This is a genomic window from Comamonas serinivorans, from assembly GCF_002158865.1.
Taxonomy (GTDB): Bacteria; Pseudomonadota; Gammaproteobacteria; order Burkholderiales; family Burkholderiaceae_C; genus Comamonas_E; species Comamonas_E serinivorans.
In genome coordinates, this window is the sequence record NZ_CP021455.1 from 771322 (window position 1) to 797508 (window position 26187).

General features: G+C 68.9%; 25 protein-coding genes. 10 read left to right on the forward strand and 15 right to left on the reverse strand.

The annotated features are described in order from the left end of the window. The first annotated feature begins 44 nt into the window (after nt 1-44). Nucleotides 45-1316, forward strand: a complete 1272-nt coding sequence (locus CCO03_RS03205; protein ID WP_087277175.1) for an MFS transporter — start codon at nt 45-47, stop codon at nt 1314-1316. A 45-nt stretch (nt 1317-1361) separates the two neighbouring features. Here the strand turns inward: CCO03_RS03205 and CCO03_RS03210 are convergent, their stop codons facing one another. From CCO03_RS03210 to norR, 12 genes are all read right to left on the reverse strand, one after another. Then, nucleotides 1362-1688, reverse strand: coding sequence for a plasmid stabilization protein (locus CCO03_RS03210; RefSeq protein ID WP_087277178.1), 327 nt, complete (start codon nt 1686-1688; stop codon nt 1362-1364). A gap of 8 nt (nt 1689-1696) precedes the next feature. Next, nucleotides 1697-2098: a hypothetical protein gene (locus tag CCO03_RS03215; protein ID WP_087277182.1), complete on the reverse strand. Its 402-nt coding sequence runs from the start codon at nt 2096-2098 to the stop codon at nt 1697-1699. A gap of 39 nt (nt 2099-2137) precedes the next feature. Continuing rightward, nucleotides 2138-2497 (reverse strand): four-helix bundle copper-binding protein, encoded by a 360-nt coding sequence (locus CCO03_RS03220; protein ID WP_087277185.1) that lies wholly within the window; start codon nt 2495-2497, stop codon nt 2138-2140. Nucleotides 2498-3140: 643 nt separating this feature from the next. Continuing rightward, a complete protein-coding gene (locus CCO03_RS03225) occupies nt 3141-3440 on the reverse strand; it encodes a PsiF family protein (RefSeq protein WP_087277188.1) in 300 nt (99 codons plus the stop codon). 120 nt (nt 3441-3560) lie between these two features. Further along, the gene (locus tag CCO03_RS03230; RefSeq protein ID WP_087277191.1) at nt 3561-4889 is read right to left on the reverse strand and encodes a GNAT family N-acetyltransferase; all 1329 of its coding nucleotides are present in this window, start codon (nt 4887-4889) and stop codon (nt 3561-3563) included. Continuing rightward, a complete protein-coding gene (locus tag CCO03_RS03235) occupies nt 4882-6501 on the reverse strand; it encodes an AMP-binding protein (RefSeq protein WP_157667474.1) in 1620 nt (539 codons plus the stop codon). Before CCO03_RS03235 ends, CCO03_RS03230 begins: the two co-directional genes overlap by 8 nt. Then, nucleotides 6488-7225, reverse strand: coding sequence for a SapC family protein (locus CCO03_RS03240; protein WP_157667475.1), 738 nt, complete (start codon nt 7223-7225; stop codon nt 6488-6490). Before CCO03_RS03240 ends, CCO03_RS03235 begins: the two co-directional genes overlap by 14 nt. Nucleotides 7226-7318: 93 nt before the next feature. Continuing rightward, on the reverse strand, nt 7319-8581 hold the full coding sequence (locus CCO03_RS03245) for a cytochrome P450 (protein ID WP_087277200.1): 1263 nt from the start codon (nt 8579-8581) through the stop codon (nt 7319-7321). Between the two features lie 93 nt (nt 8582-8674). Further along, entirely contained in the window at nt 8675-9877 is a 1203-nt protein-coding gene (locus CCO03_RS03250) for an IPTL-CTERM sorting domain-containing protein (protein ID WP_157667476.1), read from the reverse strand. 113 nt (nt 9878-9990) lie between these two features. Further along, nucleotides 9991-10239: an acyl carrier protein gene (locus CCO03_RS03255; RefSeq protein WP_087277205.1), complete on the reverse strand. Its 249-nt coding sequence runs from the start codon at nt 10237-10239 to the stop codon at nt 9991-9993. Between the two features lie 56 nt (nt 10240-10295). Further along, entirely contained in the window at nt 10296-11462 is a 1167-nt protein-coding gene (locus tag CCO03_RS03260; protein WP_157667477.1) for an IPTL-CTERM sorting domain-containing protein, read from the reverse strand. A gap of 336 nt (nt 11463-11798) precedes the next feature. Continuing rightward, the gene (gene norR / locus CCO03_RS03265) at nt 11799-13412 is read right to left on the reverse strand and encodes a nitric oxide reductase transcriptional regulator NorR (protein ID WP_087277211.1); all 1614 of its coding nucleotides are present in this window, start codon (nt 13410-13412) and stop codon (nt 11799-11801) included. Between the two features lie 174 nt (nt 13413-13586). Here norR and hmpA point away from each other — a divergent pair, with 174 nt between their 5' ends. Beyond that, nucleotides 13587-14780: an NO-inducible flavohemoprotein gene (gene hmpA, locus CCO03_RS03270; RefSeq protein ID WP_087277214.1), complete on the forward strand. Its 1194-nt coding sequence runs from the start codon at nt 13587-13589 to the stop codon at nt 14778-14780. Between the two features lie 400 nt (nt 14781-15180). Here hmpA and CCO03_RS03275 read toward each other — a convergent pair whose 3' ends face one another. Then, nucleotides 15181-16674 carry an AMP nucleosidase gene (locus CCO03_RS03275; protein WP_087277218.1) on the reverse strand — a complete coding sequence of 498 codons (1494 nt, stop codon included), beginning with the start codon at nt 16672-16674 and terminating at the stop codon, nt 15181-15183. A gap of 152 nt (nt 16675-16826) precedes the next feature. Between CCO03_RS03275 and CCO03_RS20245 the strand changes: the two genes are divergently transcribed. Further along, complete coding sequence (locus CCO03_RS20245; protein WP_236904013.1) at nt 16827-17468, forward strand: YbaN family protein; 642 nt, start codon at nt 16827-16829, stop codon at nt 17466-17468. 7 nt (nt 17469-17475) lie between these two features. Here CCO03_RS20245 and CCO03_RS03285 read toward each other — a convergent pair whose 3' ends face one another. Next, the gene (locus CCO03_RS03285; protein ID WP_087277221.1) at nt 17476-18411 is read right to left on the reverse strand and encodes a PhoH family protein; all 936 of its coding nucleotides are present in this window, start codon (nt 18409-18411) and stop codon (nt 17476-17478) included. Between the two features lie 57 nt (nt 18412-18468). On the opposite strand from CCO03_RS03285, the gene ruvA reads away from it, so the two are divergent. Beyond that, nucleotides 18469-19041: a Holliday junction branch migration protein RuvA gene (ruvA, locus tag CCO03_RS03290; RefSeq protein ID WP_087277224.1), complete on the forward strand. Its 573-nt coding sequence runs from the start codon at nt 18469-18471 to the stop codon at nt 19039-19041. A gap of 98 nt (nt 19042-19139) precedes the next feature. After that, nucleotides 19140-20636, forward strand: a complete 1497-nt coding sequence (locus CCO03_RS03295; RefSeq protein ID WP_087277227.1) for a trypsin-like serine peptidase — start codon at nt 19140-19142, stop codon at nt 20634-20636. Between the two features lie 143 nt (nt 20637-20779). On the opposite strand, the gene CCO03_RS03300 is transcribed toward CCO03_RS03295, so the two are convergent. Beyond that, nucleotides 20780-21679, reverse strand: coding sequence for a DMT family transporter (locus CCO03_RS03300; protein WP_087277230.1), 900 nt, complete (start codon nt 21677-21679; stop codon nt 20780-20782). Nucleotides 21680-21983: 304 nt separating this feature from the next. On the opposite strand from CCO03_RS03300, the gene CCO03_RS03305 reads away from it, so the two are divergent. The 5 genes from CCO03_RS03305 to CCO03_RS03325 all read left to right on the forward strand — a co-directional run bounded on the left by CCO03_RS03305 (nt 21984) and on the right by CCO03_RS03325 (nt 26151). After that, nucleotides 21984-22784, forward strand: a complete 801-nt coding sequence (locus CCO03_RS03305; protein ID WP_236904015.1) for an AraC family transcriptional regulator — start codon at nt 21984-21986, stop codon at nt 22782-22784. A gap of 114 nt (nt 22785-22898) precedes the next feature. After that, nucleotides 22899-23471: a YceD family protein gene (locus CCO03_RS03310; RefSeq protein ID WP_087277233.1), complete on the forward strand. Its 573-nt coding sequence runs from the start codon at nt 22899-22901 to the stop codon at nt 23469-23471. Nucleotides 23472-23787: 316 nt separating this feature from the next. Further along, nucleotides 23788-23970: a 50S ribosomal protein L32 gene (rpmF, locus tag CCO03_RS03315; RefSeq protein ID WP_087277236.1), complete on the forward strand. Its 183-nt coding sequence runs from the start codon at nt 23788-23790 to the stop codon at nt 23968-23970. Nucleotides 23971-24088: 118 nt separating this feature from the next. Then, nucleotides 24089-25129 carry a phosphate acyltransferase PlsX gene (plsX, locus tag CCO03_RS03320; protein WP_087277239.1) on the forward strand — a complete coding sequence of 347 codons (1041 nt, stop codon included), beginning with the start codon at nt 24089-24091 and terminating at the stop codon, nt 25127-25129. A gap of 44 nt (nt 25130-25173) precedes the next feature. Next, entirely contained in the window at nt 25174-26151 is a 978-nt protein-coding gene (locus tag CCO03_RS03325) for a beta-ketoacyl-ACP synthase III (RefSeq protein ID WP_087277242.1), read from the forward strand. The last annotated feature ends 36 nt before the right edge of the window (nt 26152-26187 follow it).

The window sequence follows — 26187 nt, forward strand, 5'->3', positions numbered from 1 at the left end:
GCCAGGGCGCACAGTGCGGGGTTTCACCTGCAGGCGCCGCGCTCATGACTTCCTCCTCCCGACCCCCGACCTTCTATGGCTGGTGGATCGTGCTGGCCTGCATGACGTTTGCCACCGTCTGCTGGTCGCTGGGCACGTTCGGCATGAGCGTGTACGTGTTCGCGCTGAGCGAGACCGATGGCGGCGCGGCGCGCTTTCCAGTGGCCACGGTGTCCACCGCCGTCACGCTGGCCTACCTCGTCAGCGCGGCGCTGATGGTGGGCGTGGGCAGCGTGTCGGCGCGCCACGGCACCCGGCCCGTGGTGGCGTTTGGGGCCGGGGTGCTGGCGCTGGCCATGTGCGCGCTGCCGCAGTGCCGCGTGGCCTGGCAGCTGTACGGGGCGTTTGCGTTGCTGGGCGTGGCCATGTCCTGCCTGTCCACCGTGGCCATCGGCACCACGCTGGCGCCGTGGTTCGACGTCTACCAGGGCCGCGCGGTGTCCACGGCCATGCTGGGCGCCAGCATCGGCGGCATGGTGGGCACGCCGCTGCTCATGGCCGGCATCCGCCACCTGGGGTTTGCGCACACGGCCTGGCTGGCGGCGGGGCTGGCCTTGCTCGTCATCGTGCCGCTGGCGGTGTTCGTCATGCGGCGCCAGCCCCAGGATCTGGGGCTGCACCCCGATGGCCTGCCGCCGCGCGCCGGTGGCGCCGGGGCTGCGAACGCGCCAGTCTGGACCCGCGGCAGTGCGCTGCGCACGCGCCAGTTCCAGACCCAGGTGTTCGCGTTCGGCGTGGCCTTGATGGTGCAAGTCGGTTTCCTGAGCCACCACGTGCCCATCGCCCTGCCGTGGCTGGGCAGCGCCGGCGCCGCTGCGGCCGTGACGGCGGCGGCCGTGGCCGCCTTCATCGGCCGCTTGCTGCTGGCGCGCTATGCCGACCAGGTGGACGTGCGCAAGACTGCCGCGGGCGTGCTGGCTTTTGGGTGCGTGTCGCTGGTGGGCATGGCGCTGTTCCCGTCGCCCGTGGCGCTGATGGTGTTCAGCATCAGCTACGGCCTGACGGTGGGCAACATCACCACGCTGCCGCCCATCATCACGCGGCGCGAGTTCGGTTCGGCGTCGTTCGGCGTGGTGTTTGGCACGGCCTCCATGCTGACGGCGGTGCTGATGGCGCTGGGGCCCAGCCTGTTCGGCGCCATCCGCCAGGCGTTTGGCGGCTACGCCCCGGCCTTGCTGCTGGGGGCCGCGCTCGATGTGCTGGCCGTGGCGGCCCTCATCTGGGGCGGGCGCCGGCCGCTCGTGCCGCCGGCCGCCGCCGCCCCGCAGCCGTCTTGATGCGGCCGATGTCGCGCGCCGGCTGAGGCCGCTGCGGGCCCGCGCTCAAGACGATGACGCCCGGGCGCGCTTGGCGGCGTTGCGCTTGCGGGTCGCGGCGGCCTTCTTGGCCGAGGCCGAGCGTTCTGCCGCCGACCGCGCGGCCGAGGCCTTGCCGCCCAGCCGCCCGCCTTTGCGGGCCGACTCGGTCGTGTCGGGCTGGCCCCGGCCGGAGCCGGAGCGGTTGCCGCCGCCAGACTGCTTGTTGACGGTGGCCCAGGCGCGGCGCTCGGCTTCGTCGGGTTTCACGCCGCGTTGCTCGTAGCTGTCTTCGATGTGTTCGGCCTGGCGTTTTTGCTTGTCGGTGTAGGCGCTTTTGTCACCGCGGGGCATGGGAGTCCTCACAAATCTTCGATGACCAGCTGGCCGTAGCGGCGGGCCAGCGTGTAAGGGGTGTGCTGCAGCAAGGCCTGCAAGGTCTCGAGCTGCGCGGCGTTGCGGGTCTGCACCAGCAGGCCCGTCTGGCCGTCGTGGGCCAGCTGGATGAATTCGCGCGCCGTGGCCGCATCGGTGCCGATCGAGGGCAGCGGTTGATCCGCGTCGTGCACCGTGGGGGCGATTTCCGTCAGCACCACGCTGGGCGGTGCCAGGTAGACCTCGCCGTCGTGGCCGGACGCGGCCAGCTGCCGCGCGGCCTCGCGGGCCGCGTGCTCGCTGGCGAACATGACCATGGTGTGGCCCGTGGGGTAGAAGGCACCGCCGATCATGGCCCGCATGCTGGCGTCGACTGAAAGCGTGTTCATGGTGAGCTCCGGAGGGAAGGGGGATGACCGGCGCCGCGTTCAGTGGCGCATGGCCTCGCAGGCGCGCGCGCAGTCGGTGCACGCCTGGGCACAGGCCTGGCAATGCGCGTGCGGGTGGTGGCGGCAGACCTCGGCGCAGGCCTGGCACACCTGGGCGCACAGTTGGCAGATCGCCTGGTCGTGCGTGCTGCCTCGGGTCAGCGTGGCGGCGGTCAGCTGGCAGACCTGGGCGCAGTCCACGTCGTGGGCCAGGCAGTCGGTCATGGCCTGCACATCGGGTTCGTTCAGGCAGGCGGCAAAACAGCGGTTGCAGGCCAGTTCACACGCCAGGCAGGCCTGGATGCAGGCTGCGTGGGGCAGGTCTGCGGTGGGGGTTGTGGGGGAGGAGGTGTGGTGCATCGTCGTGTCCTTGGGCAGTGCCGCCCCTGGGCCTGCCATCGGTCCGGCGAGGTGCCAGGGCGGCAGGGCGCGCGGGGCGGCGGGTCGGGCGCGCTGGGGACGGCGGGGTGCCAGTCGGCAGCGGGCAGGCCCACACAAGGGGCGTGCCTTGACCTTGCGCGCAGGGGCGGCCGGATGCCGTCAGACCAGGCTGATAGGCGATGCCCGACCAGGCCCCATAGGTTCGCAGGGACAGGCAGCGGGGTGGGCCGTCGGGACGTCGGAGAGGCCACTTGGCGGTGGACAGTCAGCGCATGTCGGGTCCTGGCGGGCGCTCGTCGGCGTGGCGGAACGCCGCCTCGGTGGGCTGGTGTGCCGTTCAGTCAGCCGCCGCGCGGCGCGGCCGGTCGAGGCCACATGGTCGCGAAGCGCCTGTGGCGTCTCGCGGCGCGTCAGATCGGAAAGCGGCGCATGGCGGGGGGCAAGTCAGCCTGGCGGGCGTGGCCACAGGAGCGCAACGCCGTTCGCCGCACCGCTTGAACGGCTGCGGGCCGAAGGTGTGCCCTGTTCAGGGGGTGATGTGATCTGAAAGGCAGTATGGCCTGGTTGCCGTTTCCAATGAAACGGCAACCAGGCCATACTGGTCCAAGTAGAGTGCGTCGGTTTACTTCTTGAGGCACTCGCTCATGAAGGCCTTGCGCTCGTCGCCCTTCTTGCCGGTGGCCTCGGCGTTGCACACCTTCATGCGCGACTGTTGCTGCTTTTTGCCGTCCGACAGGCATTGCTGCATGAAGGCCTTGCGCTCATCGCCTTTTTTGCCGGTGGCTTCGCTGTTGCAGGTGCTCATCAGCTGCTGCTGGGCCGTGGGCGTCTTGGCCGGCGCCGAGGCGGCGGGGGCCGGGCCCTTGGCAAAGCTCAGGCTGGCGGTCAGGGACAAAACGGCGATCACCCAGGTGTGTTTCATGGTTGGCTTCGTGACAATGCGCCGACGGCCGGCGCACCGGCATTGCAGCACACATCGGCCGCGTGGGTGTGGCGAATTGCAAGTCCGCCGGGGCCGTGAGCGCTGGCCCGCGGGGGCGGGTCAGCCCGGTGACGCGCTGGCGGGCACGAAGCGACCGAGCCGCGGGCGCAGCGCCGGGTCGCGGAAGGTGGAGAACACCACCACGTCCAGTCGGTCGGGGTCACCCAGGCATTCCTGGCGCAGCACGGCCTCGAAGAGGAAGGTGTAGTTGTGCGGCAGGCTGAGCAGCATGCGCCGGTTCGAGACCAGCACGCTGCCGGTGATCTTCTGGATGGCGAAGCGCTCGAAGTAGCTGTCCGTCAACGGGGTGATGGTGTCCACCATGATGCGCGAGGCTGCGGCCTCGCTGGGGTAGATGCACAGCGCCAGGTGGGCGTGGCGCGCATGTTCGTTGACGAGCACGGTGTAGAAGCCGATCAGCTCGTCGCTGGCCTGCTTGAACACGCCGATGAACTGGTTGAAGTTGCGGTCGAAGCCGGCCAGCAGGGCCCGCACGCTGGCCAGGCTGAAGGTGAAGCGCGGCAGGTTCATGCTGCCCATGAGCTGCGGGGCGTTCAGCCAGTGCACCAGGGTGTCGTTGGCGTCCTTGGCCGTCAGCGTGCGCAGCCGGTAGCCGGGCAGGTCGATGGCCGTGCTGCCGCGCGCTGGCGCTTCGGGCAGGCCGGCATTGAGGTCAACGGCACCTTCCAGGTGCTGCGGCTGCAGCGAAGGGCCGCTTCGAGCAAGGTCGGCCCCATCGGTGGGCCGTGGACCAGCCGCCGGCGCCGGGGCGCGTGGGGGTTGCGTCTTCCAGTCGCTGAAAAAACGCCGGCCGGCGGCCTGGGCGCGGGCGTTGAGCCACAGCGAGCCGGGCGCGGGCCGCTGGTCGGCCTGTGCCAGTGCCGACAGGATGAGCACGTCGTCGTGGCGCTGCAGCGCAGGTTGCCACTCGTGGCGCAGCCGGCCTTCGAGGAAGAAGCGCCGGTTGAGCCGGAACAGCGGCCACAGCCGCCGGACGGACCGCGCCAGCAGGTGGATGGAAAGCTTCTGTGCGCCATCGGCCAGCAGGGCGTCGGCCAGCGGGGCGAGCGTGTGCCGCAGCAGCGCCAGCCCGCCGGCGCCGGGCCGGGCGGCGCAGGCGATGCGCGTCACCCGGTGCTGCGCGTGGTGGCTGCACACGTACACGGCCTGCAGGTCGCCGGCCACGGTCACGGCCCAGGTCTGCACATCGGGGCGGGCGAGCAGGGCTGGCAGCTGGCTGGCCGTCGTCAGCGGCACGACGGTGTTCAGGCTGGCCAGGGCCTCGGCGTCCAGCCAGGACCAGTCGCTGGGCAGCCGCGAGGCGGGCAGGCGATGCAGCTCGGGTGGTGGCTGGGTGTTGGAGGGGGAAGCCGGGTCGAGGTCAGTCATGGCCCTGGCGCAGGTGGTCTAAGGTCATCTGGCGCGCGATTTTGCCCGAGGTGGTCAGCTTCACCGTCCGCGGGGCGACGAGTCGGATTTCGGCCGCATCGCCGCTCGCGCTGAAGGCCGCCCGTCGCGCGGTGTCGGCCCACTGCCGACGCTGGTCGGGGTCCTGCACGGGGCATTCGACCAGGACCACCAGCGCCATGGACTCACCCGGCGCTCGGGCTTCCTGAAGGGCCATCACCGTGCCGTGGGCCAGCTGGAGCTGGGCGCAGACCGCGGCCTCGACGGCCTCGGCGTGGACGTTGCGCCCACGGATCACCAGCAGCGATTGCAGGCGGCCGGTCACGACCAGCTCGCCGGCCGGCGTGAGGTGGCCCAGGTCTTCGGTGGCGAACCAGTCCTGGGGCGACACCGGGGACAAGCGCCCGTGCTGCCAATAGCCCGTCATCAGGGCCGGGCCGCGCAGGTGGATGCGGCCTGTTTGCATGGCCGGCAGTGGCGCGCCGGCGTCGTCCACGATGCGGATGTCCCACCCCGGCAAGGGCGTGCCGCTGGTGCTGCGCCCGTGTGCATCGACGCTGGCCGGCCCCATGCTGACGGCCAGCGTGGCTTCGGCCAGGCCATAGCAGGGGTGAAACTGGCCGGCCGAGAAGCCGCTGACGTCAAAGCGCGTGGCGAAGCGGTGCAGGTCGTGCTCGCGCACGACATCGCCGCCCACGCCCGCCACGCGCAGCTTCAGGCGCAGGGCGCTGGCCTGGTCTGGCGGCGTGCGGTCGGCGGCCAGGCCCCAGGCGAACGACGGGGCAAAGCAAATGGTGCTCCGCAACTCGGCCATGAGCCGGGGCCACAGCTGCGGGTGGCGCGCAAAGGCCTGTGGCGGCAGCAGGTCCAGTGGCACCGCGCCCAGGATGGGGGCCAGCAGAAAGCCCACCAGCCCCATGTCGTGGTACAGCGGCAGCCAGGAGAAGGCGCGGTCGTCGGGCTGGATGCGCAGGCCGGCATGCAGGATGGCATGCAGGTTGTGGCAGATGGCGCGCTGCGAGATTTCGATGCCCTTGGGGGCGTTGGTGGTGCCGGACGAGAACTGGATGTAGGCCGCGTCGCTGCCTTGTAACGGTTGCAGGCCCACGGTGTCGGCGGCGGCGGGCAGCGAGTCTGTGGGCACCACGCGCAGGCCGGGCGCGATCGACTCGGCCTGGCGTTCGAACGCGGCTTGCAGCGGGGTGTGGGATGCATCGAGCAGCAAGGCGCTGGCCTGCACGGCGGCCAGCATGCGCAGCGTGCGCTCGACGTACGGCCCCACGCCCAGCGCCACGGTGGGGGGCGGCAGGGGGCAGGGCAGCAGCCCCGCCCATTGGCAGGCCAGGAAATCGGTGATGAACGACAGGCTGGTGTGGGCGATCAGGCCGACCACCGCGGGTCGCGGCCCGGCACCCGCGAGGGCGCGAAGCTGCGTGGCCCGCACGCGGGCCTGCTGGTTCAGCGCGCGGTAGCTGAGTTCGGCCGTCAGCTGGCCCCGGCCATTGAACAGGCGCAGCCCGGCCGGGCTGCTGGCCGCCCGGGCGAGGCCCTCGGCCAGGCTGGCGGGCGGGTTGCCGGCCTCAGGTCCCGGCATGCGGCGCAGCGGCGGGCTGGCGCCGCTCGAAGAGCTGGGTCCAGCGCCGGAGGCTGGCCAGGTGCAGGGCGATGGCGTCGGTCCACCCGCGCTGAAACCATGCGCTGAGCAGGGCCGGCTGCAGCTGACGAAAGGCCGACGCATTCACGCTGCGGAAGCTGCGCGTGGTGTGGGTGCTGCCATCGCTCAGGCGGACCTCGGCGCGCAGGTCGACCAGCAGCCCGGCGTCGTGCAGGGCACGCCCCAGGGCCACCGTGTCCTGCAGCGCGGCCCAGTGCGCGCCCAGCTGCTGGGTGATGGCGGACAGGGTGGGTGAGGGCCGACCATCGAAGGTGAACAGCGGCTGGGCCGTGTCATCCTCTTCCAGCGGCACCAAGCGCGCATCGGCGGTGTCCAGCATCACCACGGCCCGCTGGGCATGGGTCGGGTCCACGCCCATGGCAAAGGGGTGGTGTTTGAGCACGGCGGGCAGCGGCTGGTGGCGGGGCCACTGCAGGTCGGTGTCGAGGAAGTCGTTCAGGCCCGGCTGCGCACCCAGCACGGCCAGCGGCTGGGGCGCCGGGCCGGCCGAAAAGACGATGGGGTGGGCGCCCACCAGGTCGGCGAACTCGGGCAGGGTGATGGGCACGGCGTCCAGCGTGCGGCAGAACGCCCAGTTGGGGGCCGGGCGCAGGCCCAGGCCCAGGTGCTGTTCGGGGGACAGGGGCTGCAGGCGCGAGGTCATGGTTTTATGGGGTGGAGTATGGGGTGGCTGTCGTTTTGAATTCAACGACGATGAGGCCATACTCTTTTCAATTTTGCCAGATGGGTGGATGAATCAGCGGCCGGGAGGGGTGTTCAAGGGCCGGATCTGAACGCGATGGCCGCCGCGCCGCACCATCAGCGAGCACCATTGCAGGTCCAGCGGGTGGTCCACGGGTTCAGCGGCGGTGGGCAGCACCTCGGCCTGCAGCAACAGCTCGCGCACCAAGGTGCGCATTTCGGTCAGGGCGAACAGGCGGCCGCCGCAGACCCGCTCGCCCACGCCGAAGGCCGTGCCGAAGCCGCTCTCGGCGCGATTGTGCAAGGCACGGGCGGCGGCCAGGTCGAGCTGCCATGGCCGTTCGCGCGACTGGCCCTGGGTCTGCAGACCGACCAGCGACACCAAGGCCACATCGCCGGCCAGCACCGGGCCCGCGCTGAAGGCGTCGTCGGCCAGCGCATACCGGCTGAGGATGGGGTTGGCCGGGAACAGGCGCATGGTTTCGCTGAGGAAATCGTCCAGCAGCGGCGAGGCCTCGTTGCCGGCGCGCGCGTCCTCGCGCAGCTGCGCCTGCACCTGCGGATGCTGGGCCAGCAGGTGGCAGGCCCAGCCGAAGGTGCTGGCGCTGGTCTCCGAGCCCGCGGCCAGCAGGGTGATCATCTCCTGCTCCATCACGAACCGGTCGGACTGATGGCGGCTCGCCGCTTCGGCGGCGAGCATCTCGCGGAGGACGGGGTGGTGGGCGTACTCGGCGCGGCGGAACACGCGCAGGTCTTGCATGACCTGGGCCTTGGCGGCGTTGAGCTGGCTCAGGTGCTGTCGCCGTTCATCGCCCGTCAAGCCGCCGGCGGGGACGAAGGCGTACTGCGCGCTCAACGCCAACAGGTGGAACAGGTGCTCGGGGTCGATGCCCGTGTCGCGGAAATCCAGGTCGAACAAGACCTCGGTCAGGACCTCCAGCGTCATCTGCCGCAGCAGCCCGTCGGGCAGCGGCGTGGCGGCAGTCTGCGCCACCAGCTGGGGCAGGGCGCGGCGCAGTGCTCGGCGCGTGGCCCGGATGGTCTTGGCCACGTCGTAGTGGTTGAAGTGCGGCTGGGTCAGCTGCCGGCGAAACGCCCACGCGGCGTGGTTTTCCGACATGCGCGAGGGCCCCAGGGTCTGGCGCATCCAGGCCATGTGCTTGGGCCAGTTGGCCGCATGGCTTTTCAGGATGCGGTGCGCGTCCTGCGCGTTCTGCACCATCCAGACCCGGCGCTCGCTGTAGTGGTGCAGGCGCGAGGTGCCCGGCTCGCTGCGCGCCAGGCGGTAGAGCTCGTTGCAGATGTCGGACGGGTCCATGGTCGCGGCCGTCGCGATCGGTCCGAGCGGTTCAGCGGGAGTCCGTGTTGGCACGCAGCAGGCTGGAGGACAAAGTTGGGCAGGCCCAGCGGCTCAGGCGCGACGGCGTGCGGGGCGCCGCCAGGCGGCGAACCCGGCCAGCAAGCTCCCCAGCAGCCCCAGGCCCCACGCACCCAGCGTGGGCACGGGCTGGGGTGTGGCAGGCATCACCACAGGCGGCACATCGAGCACCACCCGGAAGTCGATCACGTTGGTGGGGGTGGTGTCGGGGAAGGGGCCGGGCGAGTTCGGGGTGGCGACCACGTTGGCGGTCGGACCCGCACCGACGATGACCAGGGGGGACGTCTGGATGAGGGTTGGCGTGCCGACGATGTCACCTGGATGGTTGGTGGGCGTGATGGTGACCTGTGAGCCGGGCAGGATGTGGGGGATGGGTACGCTCACGGCGGTGCTGCCAGCCGGGATGGTGACGGTGAACGTGGTCGGCGTGCCGTAGGTGGCCTCGTAGCCCTCGCTGAGGGGGGCGTAGACGGTGTCGCCACCGGCATCTTGGAAGGTCTGCGGCGTCTCCGTGACGGTGAAGGTGATGGTGCTGTCGGTGGGCTGCGGATGGGTCAACTCGAACGCCACCGTGGCGGCCGTGGTCTTGGCGTTGACGAAGACGTTGGACGCGGTCGCGCTGCTGGCCGTGACGCTGCTCTCGATGGTGATATCCAGGGTGGCGTGATCTTCCTGAAAGATGACGCCCGTGTCCCAAACGGCTGGCAGCGAGCCGGTGAGGCTGTACCCATCGGTGGGGTCGGCGTTGGCGCTGACGTAGCGCACGTAGCCCGAATGGAGGGTGGTGGGAACGCTGAGGGATGGATCGATGCCTGAACCCGGGACGTAGGTGTACGCCAGGTACTCCAGCCGACACGTGGCGGGGTCCTCGGTGTCGGGCGTCACCGTCACCGCCACGGTCGACGGGCTGCTGAGCACCTGGGTGAACGCGACGAAGGCTTCGGTGGGGCTGCCAGACGGCAGGGCGTGCACGCCGCCGGCCGGGTTCATGCTGATGGTGCCGCCCGAACAGCTGATGCGGCCACCAAACAGGTTGCCGCTGGGGGGCGGCGAGGGGGGCATCCAGCTGAACACCGGCTCAGGCGGCGTGTCCAGGGTTTGCTGCGGGGTGAAGGTGATGGTCCAGGTGCCGGCCCAGGCGGCTTGCGCACTCAGCAACCCGGTCAGCAGCAAGGCGCGCACCAAGGGTTGGCTGGTGCGAAGCCGCGGCGGCAGTGCAGATCCAGAAGCGTTCATGGGGTCTCCCTTTTGCATGCCAACGAGGGGCAGTCCATCGGTCGATCGGGGCTGTGCAACGTGGTGCACCTCCATTCCGACCCGGCGCGCGCTGTCCATCGCGGCCGTTGCCGTCAGTCCGAGATGTTCAGCGGTTGGCCATCCAGCATCCTGGCCACGTCGCGCACGGTGCGCAGCTGCAGCAGGTCCATCACGTCCGCTTCGGCGCCGATGGCCTTCTCGATCTCGATCACGATGCCCTCGAACATCAGGCTGTCGACATCGCGCAGGTCCCCCACGTCCGCATCGTCGTCGATGTGATCCACCGGGATCAGCAGGCAATGGGACAACAGCGTTTTGGCGCGCAGCAGGCTGGAGGACATGGTCAGGCAGGGCAAGCGGTGCCCGGCCGACCTTGCGGGTGTTCCGGGCGTGGGGTTCAGGAGCGACGGTGGGTGGGGCGCCGCCAGGCGGCGAACCCAGCCAGCAGTGTACCCAGCAGCCCCAGGCCCCACTCGCCCAGCGTGGGCACGGGCTTGGGGGTGGTGGGCGGCGTCACCACGGGCGGCACATCGAGCACCACCTGGAAGTCGATCACGTTGGTGGGCACCGTGGTCGTGAAAGGCCCGGCGGTGTCCGGGGTGGCCACCACGTTGGTCAGGGGAAATGGGTCTGGGCCGGCGGTGGCAAGGGGCAGGGGCGAAGTCTTGACCAGGATGGGGGTGCCCACGATGCCACCGGGGTAGTCCGTGGGCGTGATGGTGACCTCCGAGCCGGGCAGGATGTTGGGGATGGGCACGCTCACGGTGGTGCTGCCGGCCGGGATGGTGACGGTGATCGTGGTCGGTGTGCCGTACGTGGGTTGGTAGCCATCGGCGCCGGGGTCGTAGACGGTGTTGCCACCATCGTCTTCGTAGGTCTGCGGCGTCTCTTGAACGGTGAAGGTGATGGTGCTGTCGGTCGGCTGCGGGTTGGTCAACTCGAAGGCCACGGTGGCGGACGTGGTCTTGGCGTTGACGAACACGTTGGATGTGGCCGTGCCACTGTCGGTGATGCCCACGGGGGCAATGCCGGTCGTGATGGTGTTGGCATCGAGGAAATTGGGGTTTTCCTGGAAGAAGCCGCCACTCGTTGCGTTTGCAGGCAGTGTGGTGTCCAGGCTGTAGTTCGTGCCATCGAAGATCGCCCCGATGAGCCGCACGTAGCCGTCGTGAACGGTGCTGGGCACATTCCACATGGGGGGATTGCCCGATGTCTCATCGAAGCTTTGGACGCTGGGGTTCAAACGGCAGTTGGCGGTGCCGCCCGCCGTGTCGGGCGTCACCGTCACCGCCACCGTCGATGGTGCGGTGAAGATGTTGGCGAACTCGACGAATGCCTGATCGGTGGCGAAGGGAACAGCGAACACCCCGTTGGCGGGATTCACCGCAATGGTGCCGCCGGAGCAGGTGATGGTGCCGCCAAACCGGGTGCCGGCCGGGGGCGTCCAGCTGAACACGGGCTCAGGCGGCGTGTCCAGGGTTTGCTGCGGGGTGAAGGTGAGGTTCCAGGTGCCGGCCCAAACGCCTTGCGCACTCAGCAACCCGACCAGAAGCAAGGAGCGCACCAAGGGTTGGCTGGTGCGAAGCCGCGGCGGCAGTGAAGATCCTGAAGCGTTCATGGCATGCAAAAGGGTTACACAAATGAGGGCCAGTCTATCGGCTAATCGTGTGTGTGCAACTTTTTGCATCCCATGCGATCGCACGCCGGTTTCACGGACCCTGCGCCGGGACGACGCACAGGTCATCCGGAATTGTTGCTGTATCTTGTGGGGTATGGCGGTGTTGCTGATGACCATGAATCGGTCATCAAGGTATACCCCATTCATGCATGTTCGCCCAGTGAGCAGCTTGCCGCCCTGTGACCTTCACCAGCGGGCTGTCGCCAGAGTTGCGGCCATGCATCACATCGCGCGCTTGGGCAGCGGCAGGTCCAGCCGGTTGGCCAGGCGAACGAGGTTGGCGCGGTCCAACCCCAGGGCGCGGGCCGTGGCGGCGACGTTGCCGGCCTGCGCGTCCAGCGCGCGGGTGATGAGCTGGCGCTGGAAGTCGTCCACGGCGCGGCGCAGGTCGGTCGGTGGCGCGGGCGAGGGGCCCACAGACGGGGGCACGGGCTCGTCCGGGTGGCCGGCCGGGTTGGCCGGGTGACTGGACGGTGTGGGCAGGTCCAGGTCGGCTTCGGTCAGCGTGACGATGCCGCTGGCCGGCGCGTTGCCCAACGGCGCCAGGGCCTGGCGTTGCTGCCGGTGGCTGGCCTTGAGCGCCGCGCGCGCCATCACGAACTCCAGCTCGCGCACGTTGCCGGGCCAGCGGTGCGCCAGCAGGGCCGCATGCGCCAGCGGCGACAGGCGCAGCCCGCGCATGCCCATGCGGCGGCGGTTGTCTTCGGTGAAGCGGCCGGCCAGCAACAGCACGTCGCGTTCGCGCTCGCGCAGCGGCGGCACGTGCAAGGGGTAGGCGCTCAGGCGGTGGTAGAGGTCGGCGCGAAAGCGGCCGGCCTTGACCTCGGCCGCCAGGTCGCGGTTGGTGGCCGCCACCAGGCGCACGTCCACGTGGTGTTCGCGGTCCGAGCCCACGCGCTGCAGCTGGCCGTTCTGCAGCGCGCGCAGCAGCTTGGCCTGCACCACCAGCGGCAGCTCGCCCACCTCGTCGAGGAACAGCGTGCCGCCGTGGGCCATGGCGAACTTGCCCTGGCGATCGCCCACGGCGCCCGAAAACGCGCCGCGCACGTGACCGAACAGCTCGCTTTCGACCAGGTGCTCGGGCAGGGCTGCGCAGTTCACGATGACCAGCGGCTTGTCGGCGCGGCCTGAGCGCGCGTGCAGGCGCTGCACGGTGAGCTCCTTGCCGACGCCGGTTTCGCCCGTGACCAGCACCGTGAGTTCGCTTGGCGCCACGAGGTCGATCTCGGCCAGCATGTGCTGCATGGCCGGGCTCTGGCCCACGATGTCGCGCTGCGCGGCATGGGACTGCCGGTAGGCCTCGGCGTACGCGTCGGCGCGCTGGCGTTCGGCCTCGGCCGAGCGGCTGAGTTGCTGCATGCGCTCGGCGGCCACCACCGTGGCGGCGGCCAGGCTGGCGTACAGGTCCAGCCGACGCACGTGTTCGGGGGTGAAGCGGCCCGCATCCAGCGCGTCGAGCGTCAACAGGCCCCAGGTGGCGTCGCCCACGCGCAAGGCGCTGCCCATGCAGTCGTGCACGGCCAGCTGCACGTCGTCGCCTTCGACCAGGCCGTCGTAGGGATCGGGCAGGTCGCAGCCAGCAGGAAAGCGCCAGGCTTGGGGACTGGCCAGCAGCTGCTGCAGGCGCGGGTGTTCGGACACGGCGAAGCGCCGGCCCAGGGTGTCGGGGCTCAGCCCCTGGACGGCGACGGGTTGCAGCACCTCGCCGTCCAGGCGCAGCAGCGCGACGGCGTCGCACGGCACCAGGCGGCGAAGGGTCTGCAGCAGCCGCTGGTAGCGCAGCTCCGCGGGCAGGGCGTGGGCTAGGTCGGCCACCAGCGGGGCGATGGCTTCCATGACAGAAGGGGCTTGGACGGGGCAGGTCACTTGGACTTTGACGGCGGTGTGGAGTGTGTCAAATCGACATGATGCTTGGACCTGTCGATTTCAAGAGGCTTGATTTTTAAGGTCTTTTTTCTGGCACGCCTTGTGCAATGTCAAACGCATTGCAACTCACCCCAGGACGTTTCCATGCTGACCGACCGCCAACGCGACCTCATCAAGGCCACCGTGCCCCTGCTCGAATCGGGGGGCGAGGCCCTGACCACGCACTTCTACCAGGGCATGTTCGCGCGCTACCCGCAGGTGAAAACGTTGTTCAACCAGACCCACCAGGCCGCCGGCACGCAACCGCGCGCGCTGGCCAACAGCGTGCTGATGTACGCCAGGAACATCGACCGGCTGGAGAACCTGGGTCCGTTGGCGGCGCAGATCGTCAACAAGCATGTGGCGCTGCAGATCCTGCCCGAGCACTACCCCATCGTCGGCGAATGCCTGCTGCGCGCCATGCGCGAGGTGCTGGGCGCCGAGATCGCCACCGACGAGGTGATCGACGCCTGGGGCGCGGCCTACCAGCAGCTGGCCGACATCCTCATCGGTGCCGAGGCCCAGGTGTACGACGCGCTGGCCGCGGCGCCCGGCGGCTGGCGCGGCGGCCGGGCCTTCCGCGTGGCGCGCAAGCAGGTCGAGAGCCGCGAGATCACCTCGTTTTACCTGGTGCCCGTGGATGGCGGCGCGGTGCTGCGCCACCAGCCTGGCCAATACATCGGCCTGCGCCTGAACGTGGACGGTCAGGACCTGCGCCGCAACTACTCGCTGTCGGCCGCCGCCGATGGCCGGGGGCTGCGCATCAGCGTCAAGCGCGAGCCCGGCGGCGTGGCCTCGGGCTTCCTGCATGAACGCGTGCACGAAGGCGACGAGCTCGAGGTCTTTCCGCCGGCCGGCGAGTTCGTGCTGCGCGAGGGCGACGGCCCGGTGGCCTTCGTCAGCGGCGGCGTCGGCATCACGCCCACGCTGGCCATGGCCGAGGTGGCGTTGCAGGCCGGGCGGCCGGTGACCTTCATCCACTATGCGCGCAACGCCCAGGTGCACGCGTTTGGCGAGCAGCTGCGCCAGTGGCGCGAGCGGTTTCCCCAGCTCAAGGCCTGGGTGGTGTACGAAGACGGTCAGCCCGAGGGCGCCGAGCCGGCCACCCCGCCAGATGCCCTGGGCCGTCCCACGCGCGAGCAGCTGCAGGCCTGGCTGCCCGACACCGACACGCTGCACGCCTACGTGCTGGGCCCCAAGCCCTTCATGGCACAGGTCAAGCGCGACCTGCGCGCGCTGGGGGTGGCCGATGCGCGCAGCCACCACGAGTTCTTCGGGCCTGCCGAGGCGCTGGCCTGACGCGGCTGGCTGTCAAATTGAATGGGGTATGGGTGTTCTTCCGATGTAAATTTAATCGGTCTGGACTCATACCCAATTTCCGCATGGGGTCGTGTGGTCGACGCGGGTGGCCAGCCGCCCCCAGCTTGCGCACCGCTGTCCGTGAGGCTTGGCGCGAAGGGTGGCCAGCCCCACGACGCCCTGGGCGGTCAGTACAACTTCGGCAGCTTCGTTCTGGCTGCTTCGTGCCAAGCCGCGGCCCACCGCGTGAGCGGTGACGCACCCGCGGCTGCGATGGGTGACATCTGCCGAGAGCTGGGGTGAGGCGGGTGCGCAGTCTGGCGAGATCGGGCGTGCCGGCCCCACGACCGGCTCAGGCACGGGCCTCGCCTGCAGCAGGCATCCCCGGCTGTCGCAACAGCTACTGGAACGCCACCTCGGCAAAGCTGCGCAGCTTGCGGCTGTGCAGGTGCGCGGTGCCGCCTTCGCGCAGCAGCTCCATGGCGCGGATGCCGATCTGCAGGTGCTGGTTCACGCGTTCGCGGTAGAAGTGGTTGGCCATGCCGGGCAGCTTGATTTCGCCGTGCAGTGGCTTGTCCGACACGCACAGCAAGGTGCCATAAGGCACGCGGAAGCGAAAGCCGTTGGCGGCGATGGTGGCGCTTTCCATGTCCAGCGCCACCGCGCGCGATTGCGAGAAGCGCCGCTCGGCCTGGTTGTCCGAGAGCAGCTCCCAGTTGCGGTTGTCGGTGCTGGCCACGGTGCCCGTGCGCATGATGCGCTTGAGCGCGGCGCCCGTGGTGTGCGTGACCTGCTCCACGGCGTGTTCCAGCGCGAGCTGGATTTCGGACAGCGCCGGCAGCGGGATCCACAGCGGCAGGTCTTCGTCCAGCACGTGGTCTTCGCGCACGTAGGCGTGGGCCAGCACGTAGTCGCCCAGCTGCTGGCTGCTGCGCAGGCCGGCGCAGTGGCCCAGCATGACCCAGGCGTGCGGCCGCAGCACGGCGATGTGGTCGGTGATGGTCTTGGCGTTGGCCGGGCCCACGCCGATGTTCACCATGGTGATGCCGCTGCCGTCGGGGCGCTTGAGGTGGTAGGCCGGCATCTGCGGCAGCCGCACCGGGGTGGCCGTGTCGGGTTCCTGCGTCGGGTCGACCAGGTCCACGCGCGGCAGCACGCGGTTGCCGGGCTGCACAAAGGCCTGGTAAGCGCTGTCGGGCTGGGCCATCTCGGCTTCGCCCAGGGCGATGAACTCGTCGATGTAGAACTGGTAGTTGGTGAACAGGATGAAGTTCTGAAAGTGCTCGGGCGAGGTGCCCGTGTAGTGGCGCAGCCGGTGCAGCGAGTAGTCGACCCGCGGCGCCGTGAACAGCGACAGCGGCTTGGCTGCACCCGGCGCCAGGCGCAGCGTGCCGTTGGCGATGCCGTCGTCCATGGCGGCCAGGTCGGGCATGTCGAAGCGCTCGCCCATGCGCCGGCGCTGCTCGGCCGTCATGCTGGTCTCGAACACGTCGTCGTCGCCCAGGATGAAGGGCAGCGGGATGGGCTGGCTGCTGGTGCCCACCTCCAGCGTGCCGCCGTGGTTGTGGAGCAGCATCTGGAACTGCTCGAGGTTGTAGCGGCCGAACAGGTCGGGCCGGGTCAGCGTGGTTTCGTAGTGGCCGGCCTCGGCGACGAAGCCGAAGGCCGGGCCCGATTCGGGGTGCACCGCGTGGCGCACCAGCATGCGCACCAAGGGGTAGTGGGCGCGCACGCGCTGCAGCGGCTGCGTGGGCAGCTCGGGCGTGTTCACATGCTGCACCAGGGCCTGGCGCAGGTGGGCCACGCCTTCGGTGTAGATGCGCTGCGCCTGGGCGAGGGCGTCCTGGGCGTTGTGGAACGAGGCGGGGGCGATGAAGTCGGGCAGCAGGGACATGGCGGCATTTTGACCAGGGTTTGTGTCCCCATCGGCCCACGGGGGCGCTGCCGCCGGTACAGTGGCACGCTTCGCGCCTGCCCTCGGCGGCGATCAGTCGCCAATCTGATGGCAGTATGGGCTTGTTTGCGTTCAACATTGAACGCCAATCGATGGATACTCAGTCAAACCAAGACGTGCCGGCGAACCAGCCGCAGCCACAGGACCATCCTGAGGACGCGGCAGCGCGCGCGGGCACGGCCGATGCCGCCGAGCCGGGGGCGACCCCGGCGGCAGACGCCCAGGCGCCGCGGTGCGCGTCGTCTGCTGACGCGGCGCCGAACGCCGAGCGGGACAGCCTGCCCGACACCGCGCAGCGGCAAGGGCCATCGCCCGATGACGGCGCGCCAGGGCGCGGCGTGCCCGCGCAAGCCCAGGTCTGGCGCCACATGCGCTTGCGCATGCTGTGCTGGCGCGCCGTGGCGGTCGTGTTCATGGGGCTGGGCATGGTCGGGGTGGTGCTGCCCGTGATGCCGCACGTGCCGTTCTTTCTGGTGGCGCTGTGGGCGGCCGGCAAGGGCTGGCCCGAGCTGGAGCGCTGGCTGCTGCGTCACCCCACGTTCGGGCCGCAGTTGCGCAACTGGCGCGAGCACCGCGCCATCTCGCTGCCGGTGAAGTGCATGACCACCGCGACCATGGCCATCAGCGCCATCGGCATGCAGTGGTTTGGCGAGCTGCCGGGCTGGCTGCGCCTGGGGGCGCCGGTCCTGATGCTGGCGGGCGCCATCTTCATCTGGACGCGGCCGACGCGCTGAAGCGCGCTCAGCGGCTGGAGCGCTGGTTGTCGTAGGCGTCGACGATGCGGGCCACCAGCGGGTGGCGCACCACGTCGCCGCTGTGAAAGCGCGTGAACGAAATGCCCTGCACGCGCTTGAGCACGCGCTCGGCATCGATCAGGCCGCTCATGGCGCCCTTGGGCAGGTCGATCTGGCTCACATCGCCCGTGATGACGGCCTTGGCGCCAAAGCCGATGCGGGTGAGGAACATCTTCATTTGCTCGGGCGTGGTGTTCTGCGCTTCGTCGAGGATGACGAAGGCGTTGTTCAGCGTGCGCCCGCGCATGAAGGCCAGCGGGGCGATTTCGAGCTGGTTGCGTTCAAAGGCTTTTTGCACCTTGTCGAAACCCATGAGGTCGTACAGCGCGTCGTACAGCGGGCGCAGGTAGGGGTCGACTTTCTGGTTCAGGTCACCGGGCAGGAAGCCCAGCCGCTCGCCGGCTTCGACGGCCGGCCGCGTCAGCACGATGCGCTGCACGCTGCCGCGCTCCAGCGCGTCGACGGCGCAGGCCACGGCGAGGTAGGTCTTGCCGGTGCCCGCGGGGCCGATGCCGAAGCAGATGTCGTGGTGCGCGATGTTCTCGAGGTAGACGACCTGGTTGGGCGTGCGGCCCTTGACGTTGCCGCGCCGCGTCTGCAGGGCAGGGGCGTTGTCGCCGTCGTCCAGGGCCTCGTCGCCCACCAGCATGAGCTGCACGGTTTCGTCGGCAATCGTGCGGTCGGCCAGTTCGTACAGGGCTTGCAGCACCTCCACGGCGCGCTCGGCGTTCTTTTTGCTGCCATCGACCTTGAACTGCTCGTGCCGGTGGGCGATCTTGACCTGCAGGCCGGCCTCGAGGGTGCGCAGGTGGGCGTCCAGCGGCCCACAGACGTTGGCCAGGCGCGTGTTGTTGAGCGGGATGAAGGTGTGGCGGACGATCACGACAGATAATTCTTGGCTTTGCGGGGCCCAGCCCCGGCTGCTCAGCGACGGGGACCCATGATTGGACGACTGCAAGGCCTGTTGGCCGAGAAAACACCGCCCATGGTATTGGTGGATTGCAATGGCGTGGGCTACGAGGTGCAGGTCAGCATGAACACCTTCTACCACCTGCCCGCCCTGGGCGAACGGGTCACGCTGCTGACCCAGTTCGTGGTGCGCGAGGATGCCCAGTTGCTGTATGGCTTTGGCACGACCGCCGAACGGCACGCGTTTCGCGAGCTGGTCAAGGTGTCGGGCGTGGGGCCGCGAACCGCATTGTCGGTGCTCTCGGGCATGAGCGCCGACGACTTGACCGAGGCCGTGGCCACGCAGGAGGTGGGCCGGTTGATCAAGGTGCCGGGCATTGGCAAGAAAACCGCGGAGCGGCTGCTGCTGGAGCTCAAGGGCAAGCTGGCCGACGCCCTGCAGCCCGCGGGCGGCGTGCAGCCGGGCGCGCGCGCGGACATCCAGCAGGCGCTGTGCGCCCTGGGCTATTCGGACAAGGAGGCGGCGGCGGCGCTCAAGGCCTTGCCGGCCGACGTGGGCGTCACCGAGGGCATTCGCCTGGCGCTGAAAACTTTGGCGACATGACGCCACACGCTTGTGGCAGAGTGAGGCCGTTTGCCCGATGAGCGAGCGGCCTGTGGCCCGCCCACAGGGCCTGACGATTTCACCGACGAGGAGTCAACATGGAGAAGTGGAAATACAGCTTGATGGCGTTTGCCGTGGTCGCCCTGACGGCCTGCGGTGGTGGCGGGGATGACGACGACAGCCCGGCACCGGCGCCGTCGCCGACCCCGACGCCTTCTCCCGCTCCGGGCTCCAACATCCTGGACGTGACCCAGGTGGACGGCCGCCGCTTCACCAAGAGCAGCGCCGCCACCGGCATCAAGACCGTGGTGGCGCAGCAGGCCGTGAGCGCCCCCACCATCGAGCTGGGTGCCTTGCCCGAGGCCGACACCTACGTGGACTACGGGCCGGGCAAGGCCGTGCGGGTGGCTGCGGCGCGCGAGGTGACGCAGACGCAGACGGCCGCGGCCACGCGCAGCGCCCTGGCCTGGTCGCGCAACGCGACCGGCCAATACGTGGGGAGCATCGGCTTCCAGGCCGACGGGGCCTACGGCTTGCGCGTGGGTCTGCGGGTGGCCAGCCTGCCCGATGGCGCGGTCGTGCAGGTGGCCACGGCCACCAGCGACACCGTGGTGTTCGAGACCTCGGGCGCCGACATCAACGCCGCGCTGGCGCGGAACGTGGCGGCCGGTGAAACCGGCGCTGCGGCGCAGACCTGGTGGACGCCCAAGCTGAGCGGTGACCGCGTGGTGGTGAGCATCGCCTTGCCGCTGGGGGCCGATCCGGCCGCGCTGGACGTGTCCATCCCGCAGGTGTCGCACGTCTTTGCCGATGTGGACGCGCTGGCCATGCAGGAGGCTTCGTCGGCCAAGGACGTGGGCGATTCCGAGGCCTGCGAGCTGGACGTGACCTGCTACACCAACGGCCAGAACGAGCGCGACGCGGTGGCCCGCATGCTCTACCAGAAGGGCGGCGACGGCTACTACTGCACGGGCACCCTGCTCAACGACGCGGTGAAGTCCAGCAAGCCCTACTTCATCACGGCCAACCACTGCATCAGCACGCAGGCCTCGGCCTCCAGCCTGCAAACCGACTGGTTCTTCCGGACGTCGAGCTGCAACAACGGGCGGCTGTCGGCCAGCAGCGCCTCGCGCTACAAGGGCGCCACCTTGCTGTGGTCGCAGACCATCAACGACATGACGCTGCTGCGCCTCAACGAGGATCCGCCCTCGGGCGTCTGGCTGGCGGGCTGGGATGCCAGCACCCAGAGCCTGCAGGCCGTGTACGACATCCACCAGCCCATGGGCGATCTGGCCAAGATCTCCGGTGGCAGCATGGCCAGTTACGCCGTCTGCGACCTGAACGCGCAGTGCAGCAACACCAACACCAGCAGCGCGCCGTTCTACCAGGTCAAGTGGTCGGATGGGACCACCGAAGGGGGCAGCAGCGGTTCGGGTCTGCTCAAACTCTCTTCGGGCCAGCTGATCGGCACCTTGTATGCCGGCTCGGCCAGCTGTTCCAACCAGGGTGGCAGCGACTACTTCGGTCGCCTGGACTGGGGCTTCAACAACGGCATCAACCGCTGGCTGGCGGCGGCCGATCCGTCCAAGCTGTGAGGCGGTGCGCCCTCATGGGGGCGCTGAGCGCAAACAGGCTTGCACCGCAAGGGGCAAGCCTTTTTTGTGCGTTGCTGAAGGGGTATGGGTGGTATCACCCAATGGTCGATCAAAAATCATCGACCATGGCTGGATACCCCTCATCAAGCTGATTGCGCGGTTGGTGCGATGCGGCGGCGCAGGGGCCGCGTCCAGCGTTCGGCCAGCAGCACCCCGATCAAGGTCAGCGCGCCGCCCAGCCATTGGGCCAGGTTCAGCTGTTCGTGCAGCACGACGGCGGCGATCAGCGCCGTGAACAACGGTGTGAGGTTGAAGAACATGCTGGAGCGGCTGGCCCCCAGGCGCTGCACGGCGATCATCCACAGCAGCGGCGCGGCAATCGAGGCCATGGTGCCGGCGAAGGCCACCAGGGGCAGGTTGTGCACGTTCAGGCCGACTTTGGGGGCGGCCAGGTACAGCGGCAACTGCGCGACCACCGCCACCAGCATCTGCAGGTACAGCAGCTGCCAGGTGCTGATGCCGGCCATGGGCCAGCGCTTGAGCAGGATGTTGTAGGCCGCATAGGCCAGCGCGGCGAGCAGCATCATGGCGTCGCCGCGGTTGAGCCCGCTGGCGGCCAGCTCGGCCAGGTTGCCGCCCGACACCACCAGCGCCACGCCGACGATGGCGAGCACGCTGCCCAGCAGTGCGCCCGTGGTCAGCGTTTGGCCCAGCAGCACGGCCATGCCCAGCACCATCATGGGCGACAGCGTGAGGATGATGCCCATGTGCGTGGCCGTGGTGTGGCTGGCGGCAAAGTAGGCCAGCGTTTGGTAGATCACCATGCCCAGCAGCCCCAGCACCACGATGCGTCCCAGCTGCGGGCGAATGACGGCGGCCTGGCGCAGGCAGCGCGGCAGCAGAAACGGGGTGAGCAGGGCGGCGGCCAGCACCCAGCGCAGGAAGCCGATTTCGGTTGGGGCGATGGCGCCTGCAGCGAGTTTGCTGACGACGGTGTTGGCCGACCAGATCAGCACGGCCAGCAGGGGAAAAGCGTAGTTCATGGCGATGTTCCAGGTCGACCCCGCAGCGGGTGTCGACGCAAGCGCGGGCCGTTCGGGCCCCGAGACGCCGATGATTGATCTGTCCGACTTGCAATGAATAGCTGAATGCGGACAATCTCCAGGTCGTTTCGGACGTTTTGCCACGAGGCGCGAAGCGCCCATCGCGGCGGGGTGCCAGGCGTGAGCCGGGTGACACCGGGCACGGCCTGCATGCGCCCAGGCCAATGAGCTGCATTCAGGGGATGGGGTATGTGCCATTCGTCTTTTGAATGACATCGATCATGGGTGAATACTGGAGGTGGATGTGACGAAGAAGACGGGGCAGGCCATGGCCATCGTGGACGTCGAGCACCTCGACGGGACTTACTTCTTTCGCCACGAGGAGTTTGGCGCCGAGGCCTACGCACAGACGCACAGCCACAGCTGGGGCCACCTCAACTACGCCTCGCACGGCACGCTGAACATGCACTGCGGGGACGACGACGTGGTGGCGCCGCCGCAGTACGGCATCTGGGTGCCGCCGCACATGCCGCACAGCTGCCGGTTGCGGCATGCGGTGGTTTACCGGGCCTTTTACGTCGCGCCCCCGCTGTGCGCGCGCCTGCCGCATTCGCTCGCGGTGCTGCGCATCGGTCCCATCATCAAGACCCTGCTGGCCGATTTCGCCGCGCGTGGGGTTCAGCAGCCGCGCACGCCCGAGGATGAACGCATGGCCCGGGTCATGCTCGATCAGCTCATCGCCAGCCCGTGCCGGCCGCATTACCTGCCGGCGGCGCAGCACCCGGCGCTCGTCCAGCTGCTGGAGGGCCTGCAGGAGCGACCCGACGACCACCGCTCGGCGGCCGAACTGGCGGCCGGCATCCACATGACCGAGCGCACGCTGGCGCGGCATTGCCAGCGCGAGCTGGGCATGAGCCTGGGCGAATGGCGGCTGCGGCTGCGCTACCTGCAGGCCGTGGATCGCCTGGAAGCGGGGCGCAGCGTGCAGGACATCGCCTTTGACCTGGGCTACAGCACCGCCTCGGCGTTCATCGCCATGTTCCAGCGGGTGGCGGGCATGCCGCCCGACCAGTTCCGCCGCGAGTTCTGCCAGATTGCGGCTTGACCGAACCGGCGGGGAGGCGCCGCGCCCACGGTGCCGGGTGTGCGGCGGCCACGGCTCTGGTCTGCGCTCGATGACGTCGTCGCCCGGCCCGCAGGCACCGGTACACTGCCGGCCATGTCCGACTCGTTTCCCCAATCGATTGATGTGCGTGCCCTGGCCGAGGCGGGCGCGCAGCTGGAAGGTCACGCCCCGCTGACGCTTTTTGCCCGTCTCATGGACCTGGCGCGCGACAACCGGGCCAGCGAGGCCCTGCTGGAGACGCTGGGCCCGGTGCACTGGGTGGCCACGTTCCTGGCAGTCCGCGTGACGGGTGCCGCCGATCAGCCCACCCTGCACCTGCAGGTGGACGCCCAGTTGCCGCTGCAGTGCCAGCGCTGCCTCACGCCCTATGCGCAGGCGGTGCTGGTCGATCGCGATTTCGCGTTCGTCAACGACGAGGCCACCGCCGAGGCGCTCGACGACGAGTCCGAGGTGGACCTGCTGGTGAGCTCGCGCCAGTTCGACCTGGTGGCGCTCATGGAGGACGAGGTCCTCATGGCCATGCCCATCGTGCCCAAGCACGACGTCTGCCCGGGCCCCGTGACCCTGCAGGTCGGCGAGGTGGTGGACGAGCCGGCCAAGCCCAATCCGTTTGCCGCCCTGGCCGCGCTCAAGGCCAAGTCTCCGGGATCGGACACCCGGCACTGAGCACCGGAAGCCGCTCACGCGCTTGGCGTGGCGTGCTGGGCAAACCCGGCATGGCGTGTGCGAGCAAGCTGGGCTATAATGGCGGGCTTCGCACGTGGTGCAGGCACATGGCAAGCGTTGAGACGCAGGGCCTGGCGTGGACCAATCGGGCGTGTGACCGCTGGCGCTGAAGCCGAGGTGCAGGGCGCTGCAAGGTGCCTGGCTCCCTGTTTCAGGCGGCACCTCGCCCGGGGCGAGACCACTCAATCCTGACCAACCTGGGGCGCTTGTTGCAAGTTCGTGCAACTGGCCTCATCAACGCACAAAAGGAGCCATCATGGCTGTTCAACAAAACAAGAAGACGCCGTCCAAGCGTGGCATGCACCGTTCGCACAACGCCCTGAACGTGCCCGGCATCGCCGTGGAACCCACCACGGGTGAAACGCACCTGCGTCACCACATCAGCCCCAACGGTTTCTACCGCGGCCGTCAAGTGCTGAAGAGCAAGTCCGAGGCTTGATGGGCTGACCCTTTGGGGGGTGCCCTCGCCAGGTTGGGCCCGATGCTGCAGTTTTGCTGTGGCGGCGGGCCCTTCTTGTTTTTGAGCCGTCTGGCTTTGTTCGAACGGGGATGTGCGCATGATTACCTTGGCCGTTGACTGCATGGGGGGCGACCACGGGCCCGGCATCACGCTCCCGGCGTGTCGCAATTTTCTCGACAACCACCCGCAGGCGCAGCTGCTGCTGGTGGGGCGTGCGGAAGACCTGGCGTCGTTTTCGCACGCGCGGGCCAAGCACGTGCATGCCGCGGACGTGATCACCATGGACGACCCCCTCGAGGTGGCCATGCGCAAGAAAAAGGATTCGTCCATGCGCGTGGCCATCGAGCAGGTCAAGTCCGGCGCGGCGCAGGCGGCGGTGTCGGCCGGCAACACCGGCGCGCTGATGGCGATTGCACGTTACCTGCTCAAGACGCTGGATGCCATCGACCGGCCGGCGATTGCCACGCAGATGCCCAATGCCAAGGGCGGCGCGGTCACGGTGCTCGACCTGGGGGCCAATGTGGACTGCACGGCCGAGCACCTGCTGCAGTTCGCGGTCATGGGCTCGGCGTTTGTCGAGGTGCTGAGCGGCGACCCCCAGCCCACGGTGGGGTTGCTCAACATCGGCGAAGAGGCCATCAAGGGCAGCGACGAGATCAAGCGCGCGGGCGAGCTGCTGCGCCAGGCCGGGCAGAGCGGCTTGCTGAACTTCCGGGGCAATGTGGAAGGCAACGACATCTTCAAGGGCACGACCGACATCGTCGTCTGCGACGGCTTCGTCGGCAATGTGGCGCTCAAGGCCACAGAAGGCGTGGCGTCCATGATCGGCGGCTTCCTCAAGGAGGAGTACTCGCGCAACATCTTCACCAAGTTGGCGGCAGCGATTTCATACCCGGTGCTCAAGGCGTTGAAGAAGCGCGTTGACCACCGGGGGTACAACGGCGCTGCGCTGCTGGGCCTGCGCGGGCTGGTGTTCAAGAGCCACGGTTCGGCTGACGCCTTTGGCTTCGAGCGCGCATTGTCCAAAGCTTATGATGCCGCTCACCATCATTTGCTTGAACAACTCAAGCAGCACGTGGAGACGGCAGCCCCTTTGCTGGCTGCTGCGCAGGGTGAGCGCCTCTCGGCGACCTCCTGAACGGGCCGCATCCGGCCACCGACAAGACGAATCCGCATCCATCCATGGCGAAATACGCACGCATCACGGGCACGGGCAGCTACCTGCCGCCACGACGCATCACCAACGACGAGCTGGCAGCCGAGCTGGCTCAGCGTGGCATCGAAACCTCGAATGAATGGATCGTCGAGCGAACCGGCATCCACGCGCGCCATTTCGTGGCGGCCGATCAATTCGCCAGCGACATCGGCGTCGAGGCCGCGCGCCGTGCCATGGAGGCCGCCGGCGCCGGGCCCGAGGACATCGACCTCATCATCGTGGCCACGTCGACGCCCGACATGGTGTTCCCCTCCACGGCAGCCATCGTTCAGCACAAGCTGGGCATGGCCGGCTGCCCGGCGTTCGATGTGCAGGCCGTCTGCAGCGGCTTTGTGTACGCGCTGACGGTGGGCGACGCGATGATTCGGGCCGGCAATGCCAAGCGCGCCCTGATCATCGGTGCGGAGGTGTTCAGCCGCCTGCTGGATTTCAATGACCGCACGACCTGTGTGCTGTTTGGCGACGGCGCCGGTGCCGTGGTCCTCGAGGCCAGCGACGAGCCGGGCATCCTCGCCAGCGACCTGCATGCCGATGGCAAGCACGTGGGCATCCTGTGTGTGCCCGGTCACGTGTCGGGTGGCCAGGTGCTGGGCGATCCCTTGCTCAAGATGGATGGCCAGGCTGTCTTCAAGTTGGCCGTCGGGGTGCTGGAAAAGGCGGCGCGGGCGGTGCTCGACAAGGCCAGCCTGACGGAAAGCGATGTGGATTGGCTGATTCCGCATCAGGCCAACATCCGCATCATGCAAAGCACGGCCCGCAAGCTGCACCTGCCCATGGAGAAGGTCGTGGTCACCGTGCAGGACCATGGCAACACTTCGGCGGCGTCAATCCCGCTGGCGCTGGATGTGGCGGTGCGCAAGGGCGACGTCCAAAAAGGACAGAACCTGTTGCTCGAAGGCGTGGGCGGTGGGTTCACGTGGGGTGCCGTTCTGGTGAAGTATTGAGGCATTTCCGTTGTTTGAATGACGGGAGTGGGTGAT